The sequence below is a fragment of the Faecalibacterium sp. Marseille-Q4896 genome, from assembly GCF_017377615.1.
Lineage (GTDB): Bacteria > Bacillota > Clostridia > Oscillospirales > Ruminococcaceae > Faecalibacterium > Faecalibacterium taiwanense.
Genome location: NZ_JAFREG010000001.1, coordinates 645,308 through 657,973, shown reverse-complemented (window position 1 = coordinate 657,973; position 12,666 = coordinate 645,308). Strand labels below are relative to the sequence as shown.

The 12,666-nt window shown below is 59.5% G+C and carries 11 protein-coding genes; 5 read left to right on the top strand and 6 right to left on the bottom strand.

The genetic code is table 11. From position 1 onward, the window contains the following. Positions 1 to 36: 36 nt before the first annotated feature. Both J3348_RS03305 and J3348_RS03300 read right to left on the bottom strand, forming a co-directional pair. Positions 37 to 1,269: a 6-phosphofructokinase gene (locus J3348_RS03305; protein ID WP_097781973.1), complete on the bottom strand. Its 1,233-nt coding sequence runs from the start codon at positions 1,267 to 1,269 to the stop codon at positions 37 to 39. Between the two features lie 83 nt (positions 1,270 to 1,352). Beyond that, the gene (locus J3348_RS03300; protein ID WP_005939849.1) at positions 1,353 to 2,576 is read right to left on the bottom strand and encodes a 6-phosphofructokinase; all 1,224 of its coding nucleotides are present in this window, start codon (positions 2,574 to 2,576) and stop codon (positions 1,353 to 1,355) included. Between the two features lie 345 nt (positions 2,577 to 2,921). Here J3348_RS03300 and J3348_RS03295 point away from each other — a divergent pair, with 345 nt between their 5' ends. Then, entirely contained in the window at positions 2,922 to 3,929 is a 1,008-nt protein-coding gene (locus J3348_RS03295; RefSeq protein WP_207698280.1) for a GDSL-type esterase/lipase family protein, read from the top strand. 198 nt (positions 3,930 to 4,127) lie between these two features. Here the strand turns inward: J3348_RS03295 and J3348_RS03290 are convergent, their stop codons facing one another. Then, on the bottom strand, positions 4,128 to 4,601 hold the full coding sequence (locus J3348_RS03290; protein ID WP_207698279.1) for a methylated-DNA--[protein]-cysteine S-methyltransferase: 474 nt from the start codon (positions 4,599 to 4,601) through the stop codon (positions 4,128 to 4,130). Positions 4,602 to 4,688: 87 nt separating this feature from the next. Here J3348_RS03290 and J3348_RS03285 point away from each other — a divergent pair, with 87 nt between their 5' ends. The 3 genes from J3348_RS03285 to J3348_RS03275 all read left to right on the top strand — a co-directional run bounded on the left by J3348_RS03285 (position 4,689) and on the right by J3348_RS03275 (position 7,124). Beyond that, positions 4,689 to 5,414, top strand: a complete 726-nt coding sequence (locus J3348_RS03285) for an NAD-dependent protein deacylase (protein ID WP_207698278.1) — start codon at positions 4,689 to 4,691, stop codon at positions 5,412 to 5,414. A gap of 87 nt (positions 5,415 to 5,501) precedes the next feature. Continuing rightward, complete coding sequence (locus J3348_RS03280) at positions 5,502 to 6,140, top strand: hypothetical protein (RefSeq protein ID WP_207698277.1); 639 nt, start codon at positions 5,502 to 5,504, stop codon at positions 6,138 to 6,140. Between the two features lie 21 nt (positions 6,141 to 6,161). Then, a complete protein-coding gene (locus J3348_RS03275) occupies positions 6,162 to 7,124 on the top strand; it encodes a D-2-hydroxyacid dehydrogenase (RefSeq protein ID WP_207698276.1) in 963 nt (320 codons plus the stop codon). 38 nt (positions 7,125 to 7,162) lie between these two features. Here J3348_RS03275 and J3348_RS03270 read toward each other — a convergent pair whose 3' ends face one another. From J3348_RS03270 to J3348_RS03260, 3 genes are all read right to left on the bottom strand, one after another. Further along, entirely contained in the window at positions 7,163 to 8,326 is a 1,164-nt protein-coding gene (locus J3348_RS03270) for an aminotransferase class I/II-fold pyridoxal phosphate-dependent enzyme (RefSeq protein ID WP_207698275.1), read from the bottom strand. A 292-nt stretch (positions 8,327 to 8,618) separates the two neighbouring features. Then, complete coding sequence (locus J3348_RS03265; protein ID WP_005939873.1) at positions 8,619 to 9,311, bottom strand: peptidoglycan-binding domain-containing protein; 693 nt, start codon at positions 9,309 to 9,311, stop codon at positions 8,619 to 8,621. A 3-nt stretch (positions 9,312 to 9,314) separates the two neighbouring features. Then, complete coding sequence (locus J3348_RS03260; RefSeq protein ID WP_242702843.1) at positions 9,315 to 11,411, bottom strand: peptidoglycan-binding protein; 2,097 nt, start codon at positions 11,409 to 11,411, stop codon at positions 9,315 to 9,317. Positions 11,412 to 11,717: 306 nt separating this feature from the next. Here J3348_RS03260 and J3348_RS03255 point away from each other — a divergent pair, with 306 nt between their 5' ends. After that, positions 11,718 to 12,536 (top strand): MerR family transcriptional regulator, encoded by an 819-nt coding sequence (locus tag J3348_RS03255; RefSeq protein ID WP_120079433.1) that lies wholly within the window; start codon positions 11,718 to 11,720, stop codon positions 12,534 to 12,536. The last annotated feature ends 130 nt before the right edge of the window (positions 12,537 to 12,666 follow it).

Here is a 12,666-nt window from a genome sequence, read left to right as displayed (position 1 = left end):
TTCATCATGCCTTGAGAAAAATCGATGCAGGAGAGATCACTTCTGATTCTTCATGTAGATGTGGTGGGGCAGACCGGCAATGTACAGCGGGGTCAGCTCGGCCTGGATCAGCGGGCGGGCATAAGCCAAGAACTCATCGGTCATCTGGGTGTGGTTGGCGTTCATCCAGCTCAGCGGCACCTTCTTTTCGAGGTTTGCCACTTCGCTGATGGGGTGCAGCTCGGTGGTGCACTGGTACGGGCTGTTGGAGATGCGCTTCAGGGCCACCATCTGGCCGGTAACGCCCTCAAAGGCCGCCTTGGCGGCAGCACCGCCCACCTGATAGGCTTCGGTGATGTCGGTGCGGCTGGTCAGATGGCCTGCGCAGCGCTGCAGGGTGGAAAGCTCGATGCAGCGGGTCTTTGTGTCCAGATTGCGGGCCACCACATTTGCCAGATACCGTGCGGTGCCGGTCAGGGCCTTATGGCCGAAAGCGTCCACTGCGTGCACATCGTCGGCCAGCTCACAGACGTAGCGGCCATCTTCCAGCTTCACGCCTTCGGAAACGGCGATCACGATGCTGGGCTTCTTCTCCTGCATCACGCGCACCTTCTCAATGAAGTGTTCCACATTGAAGGGCACTTCGGGCAGGCAGATCATGTCCACACCCTCGCAGTCGTCACTCTTTGCCAGAGCGGCGGCAGCGGTCAGCCAGCCGGCGTTGCGGCCCATGATCTCCACCACGGTGACGTACTTGGTGCCGTACACGGTGGCATCGCGGATGATCTCCTTCATCACCACGCCAATGTACTTGGCAGCAGAGCCGTAGCCGGGGGTGTGGTCGGTGACCATCAGGTCGTTGTCGATGGTCTTGGGCACGCCCATAAAGCGGATGTCGCTCTGGATGCGCTCGCCGTACTCGGCCAGCTTGCCGATGGTGTCCATGGAATCGTTGCCGCCGATGTAGAAGAAGTAGCCGATGTTCAGCTTTTCCAGAATGGCGAACAGCTTTTTGTAGACGGTCTCGTCCTCATGCCAGTCCGGCAGCTTGTAGCGGCAGCTGCCGAGGAAGCTGGACGGGGTGCGCTTGAGCAGCTCGATGTCCAGATCGTCCGTCAGCACGGTGGAAAGATCCACCACCCGCTCCTCCAGCAAACCGGCAACGCCATTGCACATACCGTAAACGATCTCTGCGCCGCGGTTCTTGCAGCTTTCAAATACGCCTGCAAGGCTTGCATTGATGACGGAAGTAGGACCGCCAGACTGACCAACGATTGCATTTTTACCCATGATGATTTCTCCTTTTTTGTTTTTCTGTTTCGGCAATATAATATTACGTGCAGGATGCACGAAAACAGACGCGGGAAAAGGGATTACAGACGGATGTGGCGCGGGGTGCCGTTGACATAGACGGGCGTTACCTCGTCCAGGATCAGCGGGCGGGCGTACTCCTCAAAGGCAGCAGTCACCTGCATCCCGTCGGGGCTGATCCAGTCCAGCGGCACCTTCTTTTCAAGGTTTGCCACCTGCTGCACATCCACCGACTCGGTGATGCACTGGTAGGGATAAGCGGAAATGCGCTTGAGCGCGATCATGCGGCCGGTCTCGCCCGCAAAGGCTGCGGCGGCTGCGGCACCGCCCACAGCGTAGGCTTCGTTCACATCCGTGCGGCTGGCCAGATGGCTGGCGCAGCGCTGCAGGGTGGAAAACTCGATGGCACGGCTCTTGCAGTTCAGCTTGTCGTGGATGAGGTCGGAGAGATAACGGCTGGTGCCGCTGAGCACGGCCTTGTGGCCAAAGGCATCCAGCTGGCCTGCGGTGGACACCAGATCGCACAGATAGGTGCCGTCGGCGGTCTTTACGCCCTCGCTGGCCGCAATGATCACATTGGACTTGCGGCGCTGCAGCTCGTCCACCTTGGCAAGGAACTTGTCCTGATCGAAGGGCACCTCCGGCAGCAGAATCAGATCCGGGCCTTCGCAATCGTCGCCGCCCGCAAGGCAAGCCGCACCGGCAAGCCAGCCCGCATGTCGGCCCATGATCTCGGCCACGGTCACGCTGCGGATGTCATACACGGAGGAATCCCGGATGACTTCCTTTAAAATAGTGGCAATGTACTTGGCAGCAGAGCCGTAGCCGGGGGTGTGGTCGGTCAGGCACAGGTCGTTGTCGATGGTTTTGGGCACACCGATGAACCGCACGCTGCTGCCCACGCGCTCACCGTAGCGGGAAAGCTTTGCGATGGTGTCCATGGAGTCGTTACCGCCAATGTAGAACACCGCGCAGATGTCGTACTTGTCAAACAGGGTGAACAGCTTGATGAAGGGTGTGGAGTCCACATCCGGGTCCGGCAGCTTGTAACGGCAGCTGCCAAGGTAGCTGGAAGGCGTGCGCTTGAGCAGTTCAATGCTCATGCGGTCGTCCAGCAGGACGTTCAGCTCCAGCATTTCTTCCTTGAGCAGACCTTCGATGCCGTATTTCATACCGTACACCTTGTCTGCACCCAGGCTGCAGGCGGCTTTGTACACGCCTGCCAGACTGGAGTTGATCACGGCGGTAGGACCGCCGCTCTGACCAATGATCACATTCTTGGCCATGAGTACCTCCTTTTGCAAATTTCATTCTTATCATTTGTACATCGCTGCAGGTTCCGGCTTCCGCGCCGCCAGAGTGGGGTTTGGTCTAAAGGCCCTGCACTGCCCGCAGACCGTGCGGCAAACAAACCGGATGCTGCAAGTGATACAAAAAAGTTTGCGGCATGTGCACACCCTTTTTGTAAAATGTGCAAAATTACCACATCCTTATTGTACCTGTTTTGCCTGTTGTATGCAAGACCTAATTGGTTGCACAGGCAAAAAAATTATGATAAAATAAAAAACGCACAGCCCCGGGCGGATAAAACCCCCTTCTGTGCGGGAAAAATGGAGAAAGCTGGAAAAACCATGGGCATTTCACACGAGTATCATTCTGCGCCGCGCCGGGCACGGCGCGGTACAGTCAGCGGCAAGCTGCGCTTTCTGGGCGCAGTGGTCGCCATTTTGCTGGTATCCTACGCCATCACGGCCATTCTGGAAAAGGGCGCAGAGGGCGCGGACGATACCCCGTCCACCAACGCCAGCGGCATTGCCGAGAACATTCTGGCACCGCTGCCCATGCAGGGCGAAGCGGATAGCAGCAGTACTGCACAGGATGGCAGCACCGGTGAGCAGGCCGTCACACTGGAGAACTTTGGCCCTGCAAAGCAGAGCGCTGGGGCCTACACCGTCAAAGCCTATGATGCCAGCGTCATCCGCCAGCCCAGCTGCGGGCAGGTGGACCTGAGCTACTTTGCGGACGCAGCCTTTCTGGGCGACAGTCTGACGGTGGGCTTCTCGGATTACCAGATCAATCTGGACGGGGCACTCATCTGCGGCTATACCGGCGTTGGCCCGGATGCCATTGTGAACCGCAGCGCAGTCAAAAGCCCCACCCGCGGGCAGGAGGTAGCGCTGGATGTGCTGGCCGCTGCCCGGCCCAAGAAGCTGTATATCCTGCTGGGCACTAACACCCTCACCACGCTGGGCGCTTCGGACCGCTTCCTTGCCTACTATGGCCAGATGCTGGATATGCTGCGCGAGGCTTTGGGCGAGGACTGCGTGATCTACGTGCAGTCTATCCCGCCGGTGCGACCCTCGGCAGCTGCTGAAAAGCCCGGCCTTGCATCGGATGTGCTGCGCGGTGTGAACGAGCAGCTGGCTCAGCTGGCCGCCAGCAAGGGATGCGTTTACCTTGACCTGTGGGAGACCCTTGCCGACGGCGAGGGCAACCTAAAGGAGATGCTTGCAGCGCCGGATGGCGTGCATCTCTCTGCAGGCAACGGCTACGGCGCATGGGTCACCTACCTGCGCAACCACGCCAAGTACAGCGCGGATAATTCCTGGACGATGGGCAGCATTTACAGTGCACAGTAAAACGGAGTGAAAAATAAAGAGCCGTTGCACAAAATGGATGTGCAATGGCTCTTTTGTGTATGATGCAGTTTCCCACAGCGACCCTACGGTGAAAAAGTGTTTCAGAAAAGCCCGCAGGCTTTTCTGAAACACAAATATAAAATAAATTTTCCGCTGAAAATGCCCAGAGCGAACGCGGAGGGCATTCCGATCATAAAATTACTCCTGCCGTTCCAACTCCAGCAAATATTGCTTCATCTCCACGCCATAGGCGTAGCCGGTGAGCCTGCCGGTGCTGCCCACCACCCGGTGGCAGGGCTGAAGGATGGCGATGGGGTTGCAGTGGCAGGCACCGCCCACGGCACGGCTGGCCTTGGGTTTGCCAACAGCGGCGGCCAGCTGGCCGTAGGTGCGGGTCTCACCGTAGGGGATCTTGTTCATCTCGGCCCAGACGGCTTTCTGGAAGGGGGTGCCCTTGGGGGCCAGCGGCAGATCGAATTCCCTGCGCGCCCCGGCAAAATATTCGTTCAGCTGCTCCTCGGCTTCCTGTAAAAGCGGTGTCTCGCACACCTTGCGGGGCAGCGGTTCCAGTTCCGGTACGCCGTCCGGGCAGAGGGTCAGCCCGCAGATGGCATCGTTTTCCTCTTCCAGCCGGAAGATTCCCAGAATGCTGTTCACATACCAGACGTTCAAAAGTTGCGCTTCCTTTCCTGTGAGTTTGTGTTATACTGAAGCTATCTTAACACAAATGTACATCCGGCGAAAGGGGCGTTTTTTGTTATGGTACAGGCATTGGAAGAGATCATTGCCAAAAGCAGCAGCATCGTGTTCTTTGGCGGGGCGGGCGTTTCCACCGAGAGCGGCATCCCGGACTTCCGCAGTGTGGACGGACTTTATCATCAGAAGTACGCCTACCCGCCGGAAACGATCCTGAGCCATACCTTCTGGGAGGAGAATCCGGAGGAGTTTTACCGCTTTTACCGCGATAAGCTCATCGTGAAGGGGGCAAAGCCCAACGCGGCCCACCTGCGGCTGGCAAAGCTGGAACGGGAGGGCAGGCTGAAAGCGGTCGTCACCCAGAACATCGACGGCCTGCATCAGGCGGCGGGCAGCCGCACGGTGTACGAGCTGCACGGCAGCACCCTGCGCAACTACTGCACCCGCTGCGGTAAGTTCTACGACGTGGATTTCATTGCCAACAGCACCGGTGTGCCCCGCTGCACCGAGTGCGGCGGCATCGTCAAGCCGGATGTGGTGCTGTATGAAGAAGGGCTGGACGAGGAGGTGCTGTCCGGCGCGGTGAACGCCATCCGCCATGCGGATACCCTGATCATCGGCGGCACAAGCCTTGTGGTGTACCCGGCGGCAGGACTGATCCGGTACTTCCAGGGCGACCATCTGGTGGTCATCAACATGCAGCCCACCGGGGCAGATGCGGAAGCCGACCTGTGCATTGCAAAGCCCATTGGTCAGGTGCTGAGCGAGGATGTAACGCTGGATCTGTAAAACAAAAAGAGCGGCCCTGTTTCGCGCCGATTCTCGCCCCCGGTCCGGTATGCTGGATGCATACTGAAAAAGAATGGGGGAAACCAAATGATCCAGGTTTGTGACCCGCCGCGCACGCGGCAGGTAAGGCGGCTTTCGGCGGAGGAATTCTGCCAGCTGGCGCAGAGCGAAGTGAGCAGTGTGTACCGTCCACGCAGCGAGGTGCTGCGGATGCTGACAGTAGGCGAGGTGTGGGGCGTGTACAGTACACGCGGTGTGCCGGGAGCCGGGTGCATCCTGCTGCCCATGGATGCCGATGTGGCAGCGGCGGCTGCGCTGCGCCGCTTTCTGGGCTGGAACCGCACGTCAGGCGGATATTTTTTGACCCCGGCAGCCGGGCCGGACGGCCATGCCGCCGAGACCCTTGCGCCGCTGCTGGCTGCGGCTGCTGCCCGGCAGGAGTTTCTTGCCCGGCAGCGGGCACGGTGGGCCGTGGTGGAATGTGCGGCAGAAGAGCTGATCCCGCTGTATCTGCGTCAGGGGTTTGCTTTGCGGGCTATCCGTCCGCTGGACAGTCTGGCACCGTGTTTCCTGCTGCAGGCCGGGTGCCTTGCGCAGAATGTGCCGCCGGTATGGCTCCCGCTGGCCGACCGGGTGCACATTGCCATCCTGCTGGCTCGGGGCTATGCCGCGCTGGAAAGCCGCGAAAGCCCGCAGGGCACCGTGCTGGCACTGTATCCCGTATGATGTGAAAGTGAGGAAGTTGAAATGAAAGCAGTTGTTCTGGAAGATTATGCCATACAGCAGGGAGATCTGGACTGGTCGGGTGTGAAGGCGCTTGTGCCGGACATCACCCGCTATGGGCGCACCGCGCAGGAAGAGGTGGTGCCGCGCATCGGGGATGCGGAGATCGTGTTCCTGAATAAGTGCCGCATCGACGAAGCCGTTCTGGCCCAGTGCCCGAAGCTCAGGTGGGTGGGCATCATTGCCACCGGCACGGATAACCTTGATCTGAAGGCCTGCCGCCGCCATGGCGTGCCGGTAGCCAACGTGCCGGGCTATTCTACTTACAGTGTGGCACAGATGACCTTCAGCCTGCTGCTGGCCATCTGCCAGTGCGCCGACCGTTACCATCGCCTTGTGCAGGACGGCCATTGGCGCACCGAGGAGCCTGCGGCCTACGGTCTGCTGCCGCAGGTGGAACTGCTGGGCAAGACCTTTGGCATCTATGGCTACGGCAGCATTGGCCGGCAGACCGCCCGCATTGCCAAGGCCTTTGGCATGAAGGTGTTGGTGTGCACCCGCACCGTTCGGCCGGAGTACGAAGCCGACGGTGTGGAGTTCGTGAATCTTGACACCCTGCTTGCCCGCAGCGATGTGCTCAGCCTGCACTGTCCGGCAACACCTGCAACACGGGGGCTGATCAACGCGGCCACCCTTGCCAAGGCAAAGCCCGGCATGATCTTGCTGAACACCGCCCGCGGTGCGCTGGTGGACGAGCAGGCCGTGGCCGATGCGCTGAAAAACGGGAAGCTTGGCTTTTACGGTGCCGATGCCTTTGGCACTGAACCGCTGCCGCAGGCAAGCCCTTTGCGCGGCCTGCCGAATGCCCTGCTGACACCGCACATCGCGTGGGCCACCAACGAAGCCCTGCAGCGGCTGATGGATATTACTGCCAACAACCTGCGCACATGGCTGGATGGCGCGGGAGAGAATATTGTGAACGCATAAAAAAAACGGGAACGCCGCATGGACGTTCCCGTTATTTTTTAGTTCAGGATACCGCTCTCTTTGATGGAATTCACCGCCTCGGCAATGCGCTCCGGCGGCAGGGTGAGGGCAAAGCGCACGTAGCCTTCGCCCAGCGGGCCAAAGCTGGAACCCGGCGTGCACAGCACACCGCTCTTTTCCACAAGGTCAAGACAGAAGTCCATGCTCTTTGCGTACTTTGCCGGGATGGGTGCCCACACGAACATGCTGCCGTGACTGTCCGGCACATTCCAGCCAATGGAACGCAGGCCGCCGCACAGAGCGTCGCGGCGCTGCTGGTACAGGCCGCACTGCGTTTTTACCATGTCCAGCGGGCCGGTCAGGGCGGCGATGGCCGCTTTCTGCACCGGCAGGAACATGCCGAAATCGATCTGGCCGCGCAGCTTTTTAAAGGCGGCTACCACGTCCCTCCGGCCCACAAGAAAGCTGATGCGGGCACCGGTGACGTTGAAGCTTTTGGACAGGCTGAAGAACTCCACGCCCACATCCATGGCACCCGGCGTATTGAAGAAGCTGTTGCCCACGGCCCCGTCAAAGATAATGTCGCTGTAGGCGTTGTCGTGGATGATGAGAATGTCATACTTTTTGGCAAAGGCTACCAGTTCGGCGTACAGCTCCGGGGAGCCGACGCTGCCCACCGGGTTTGCGGGCAGGGAGACGATCATATACTTTGCCTTGCGGGCCACATCCTCCGGGATGTCCTTCACATAAGGCAGGAAGCCGTGCTCCTTGGTCAGCGGGTAATACCACGGCTTTGCGCCGCCCAGCAGACTGCCCGCGATGAACACCGGGTAGCAGGGAGTGGGCAGCAGCACGGTGTCGCCCTCGTCGCACAGCACCATACCAATGTGGCCCACGCCCTCCTGACTGCCGGCGCAGCTGGCTACCTGATCCGGCGTGATCTCTATGCCGAAGCGGCGCTTGTAGTAGCCGCACACAGCATCCAGCAGCTCAGGCAGGTCGCGCAGGCTGTACTTCCAGTTCTGCGGGTCGGCAGCGGCATCCATCATGGCCTTGCGGATGTGCTCGGCAGGCGCGAAGTCCGGCGTGCCGACGCTCAGATTATAAATGGTGCGGCCCTGTGCTTCCAGAGCTACCTTGCGTTCGTTCAGTGCGGCGAAGATCTCGTCGCCGAACAAGTCCAGTCGTTTGGAAAATTCCATGATACAATACCCCTCAAATCCTCTTGTTTTCAACATGAACCATTTTAATAATAGAGCTATTTTAGCACGTTTTTCCAAACCGCGCAACGAAAAGGGCAGATGCGGGAGAAAGTTTCAACTTTCGGTGATGGGAAGCGAAGGATGTTTCACGGGGGAACTCCTTCAGTCAAACCCTTTGGGTTTGCCAGCTCCCTCAATGAGGGAGCCTCTGGCGAAGAAGAAAAGCTTGCGGTTTTGCCAAAGGCCCCATCTCCGAGGGGGCTGGCACCGAAGGTGACTGGGGGAGTTTCTGCTAATCAATCGTCGTTTTTGTCCGTCCCACGCCGATGACGGCGGTGCTGATCTTTTTCCAGCTGCTGCAGCCGCACACACCGTCCACACGCAGGCTCGTGCGCCGCTGGAAGCCTTTCAGCGCTTCCTCCGTCCGGGCACCAAAGATGCCGTCGATGCGGCTTCCGGTCTGGTAGCCCAGCGTGGAAAGCGCGTCCTGCAGAATCATCACATAGCAGCCGCGGCTTCCCCGCCTCAGGGTGGGGTAGCCTGCTGTGGTGCCGCTGCAGGCGGGCGTGCCGTAGCGGCGGTCCATGTGCACCCATGTGGGGGTCTGGCTCAGCGGCTCCACATAGCCCCATGCCCCGGTGCCCCGGGCTGCGTTGTAGATGGCCGTGCGGGCGGTCTGGGTCAGGCTTTGGCCCACGTCAAAGGATACGCCCGCGTAGTGCTGGCTGCGGGTGCCGTGGCCGCCCTCCCAGATGCGGCGGAAGGCATATCCCACCGGGATGCCCTTGCCGTACTTGCGGCGGGTCAGGTTCCACGCTTCCATGGCCGCAATGGTGGTCCACAGGGTGGGGCTGGCAGATTTTCCCCGGAACTCCCGCACCCGCAGGGTGGTGCCGGTGCTGTAGGGCATGGGGTCGTTCTCGTTCAGGTTTGCATAGGTGTATACCTTGTTCTCGTAGGCATCGTAGATCAGAAGTCGTGCCATCGCTCATTCCTCCTTGCTGCAGTGTGGGCAGCTCTGGGCCTGCAGCGCGGCCCATGTTCCGCGGTCCACGGTGCCGGTCACCAGCAGCCCGGCCCGCTGTTGTGCCAGCCGGACGGCGGCAGTCTCTTCCGGGCCGAAGCAGCGGTTCTCGGTCACATAGCCCTCGGTGCAGTACAGGCAGGAACGCCCGTTCAGCCATGTCTCCACCTGCGCCACGTCCGGCCCCACGCTGCCCGCGCCGATGGCCCGGCCCGGGTAGACCGGGCCATGCCCGATGCTGCGGTCGGGGTTGGGCATTTCGGCGGCGAGCTGCAGGCTCAGCGCTTCCACAGCTGTCCATGTGTCGGCATCCGCAATGCCGGTCTCGGGCAGGCCCAGCAGCTCCTGTGCGCTGCGGGTGGCGACGGCAGTCTCGTCGGTGTACTGGTCGGAGAGGGGCGGGTTCTCCACACTGGTAAAGTAGTAGGCAATGCGCTGCAGAAGCAGGCTGTAGTACAGCACCGCACTGCCGGAAGACCCCACTGTGAGCGGGGTACCGGGGTAGGGCAGGCGTTTCAGGGTGACCACCGGCCCGGATGTCCGCAGAGTGGACGCCTTGTCGTACAGGCTGTTCCATGTGGTACGTCCCACGATGCCATCTACAGTCAGCCTCGCAAAGCGCTGGTAGGCCCGCACGGCAGCTTCGGTGGAAGCACCGAACTGTCCGTCGATGCCAATGGCCGGGATGCTGCTCTCGTAGGCGCTCATGAGGTAGAGGTAGAACTGCAGCTCCCGCACCGCTGTGCCGGAAGAGCCTTTGCGCAGCACGCCCGGGTACTCGCCGGGGCGCAGGCTGGACGACAGCAGTTTGTTGGCGATGTCGTTGTACACCTCGTATAGCTTGTTCCATGTCGTGCGGCCCACCACACCGTCGCTGGTCAGGCCAAAGTAGGTCTGGAACCGCTTGACTGCCGCTGTGGTGGCACTGCCGAACTTGCCGTCCACCGTGATGTTGTTCAGGTTCGAGTACACCGTGCGCGCGATCTTGAGCCAGAACTGCACCAGCCGCACATTCTGTCCGCTTGCACCCTCCCGCAGGGCGGTGCCGGGGTAGGCATTGGGAGTGCCGTTGTCGGACTGGATGCTGCGGAACTGGTCGTACAGCTCGGTCCATGTGTCACGGCCCACCACGCCGTCCACGGTCAGGCCGTATTTGCGCTGGAAGGCCCGCACCGTGTTGGCCGTTCCAGTGCCGTAAACGCCGTCCACTGTTAACGATGGGATGGAAGACTCATACTGTGCCAGCGTATTCAGCCAGAACTGCAGCTGTTCCACGGCGCTGCCGGTGGAGCCGGTGCGCAGTACGGTGCCGCCCCATGTGCCGTCCGAGAGAGTGCCGCTGGACACCTCGCCCTCGCTGGTCAGCTCCGCAAGATCCTTGACAGACACATAGATATAGCTGATCTTGTACCATGCCTGTCGTCCGACTACGCCGTCGGCGGTCAGGTTGAACTGCTTCTGGAACGCCCTGACCGTGGCGGCCATCTTGGCCCCGAACACGCCGTCCACAGTCAGCAGGCCGAGGAAGGGATAGTCCTTGGTGATGCGGTTCAGCTGGCGTTGCAGGGTGAACACCGCTGTGCCGCTGTCGCCCTGCCGGATGGGCGAACCGGGGTAGCTCTGGGGGATGGACTGGATGTTCGAGGTGCGGATGATCTCGATGTCGTTGCCGTAGTAATACTTCAGGATCTGCAAGGCGTTACGGCCCTGATTGGCCAGCGTCACGGTGCCCCACTGCTTGAGACCCGGGCAGGTGACCGATTTACCGTCGCAGTATTCAGAGTAGTAGGGGTTTACGGTGCCGGTCTTGCGGATATAGGTGTTGAAGATGTCGTCGGTGATGCGCACCATCACATCGAACACGGTGCGGCCATGCACATAGTACTGGTCGTAGCTGGTGGAGTTGGTGATGTTGAAGGTGTAGCCCTTGCTGGGGTACCACTCGGTGTAGATGCGGTTGAGTGCCAGCGAGATCTGGCAGTGGATGTTGGCCCGCAGGGCCTGCTCCGGCCACGGGGAATAAAATAACCAAACCGAAAAAATAACCGTAAAATCGTCCAAAATATGCCAATTTGGAACGTTCAAGAACTGATTTTTGCGCTGAATAAGTCATACTTATAATAGGCGGATTTTTGTTTATGCAGCAGGTTTAAGATGTTGGATTTATTCTGTTAAAACTCAGTCCTACTCTCTGCCGGTCACGGCATCCAAGTCAACGCCCTGCTTTTGCTGCCCGGTATTTTCCGGCAGAGAACGGCAAAGTTTTTTTACTTGAAACGGTGCGCGGATACGATATAATAAGGATGGATAGAAAAATAACATTCGAGCAGCTCTAAGGTTCTGCTGCCCGGAAAGGAGCTTACTGTTATGCGCTATACCATCAGTGAGATGGCATCTCTGCTTGGTGTCACAACCCATACTTTGCGCTACTATGAAAAAATGGGCCTGATCCACCCCGAGGTCAACGAGGATACCGGCTACCGTTATTATACAGTCACTGATACCCGGCGGTTCAACCTGTGCAGGGAACTGCGGGCGGCAGAGCTCTCGCTGGAAGAATGCCGGGAGCTGATCGGCGCACCCACGGTGGAGCAGAGCGACGCCATGTTCAACCATCAGATCGCCCAGCTGCGGCGCAGGCAGGTGCTGGACGAACTGGCCATCCGTTTTTTGGAACACAAGCGGGAGCAGTACCGTACACTGGAACAGAATGCCGGGCGCATCTGGGTACAGAATTTCCCGGAAATGTGGCGACTGACCTTCTCACAGGAAGAAGCAGCAGACCGGGATAAAGAATTGCAGCAGGAAAAGGCTGAATGGCTGGAATGTATGCCTGCGACCCGCTGGGTGAGCCGCCTGCCCCGGCGGGTGATGGAGCAGTTTCGGGTGGGACGCAACGAGTACGACTACGGCCTTATGATTGAGGCCGATGCCGCCCGCAGGCTGGGGCTGAAGCGCACAAAGCATGTGGAGGTGGTGTGCGGCGGAGACTATCTGACTACCATTTGGAAAAAGGATTATCGCGGGTCCTTTGGGTGGGACTCACTGGACGACCTGCATGCGGAGATCGTGCAGCGCGGGTTCCGTGCGGTGGGTGAGACCTTCAGCAGCATCGCTGCTAGCCGGGAGCAGCCCGATGGGAGCATCGTGAATTACCATCTGACGCGGACAAAAATATATACATAAAATTGCAATATCACAAGAATTTGTTAGATCAGACAAATTCTTGTGATATTTTTGTCAAAACAGCCCTTGACCTTCGCGCTGCTCTAACGTGTAAGCTTTGTTTATCCAGTAACAAAGTCTGCGGACTTTG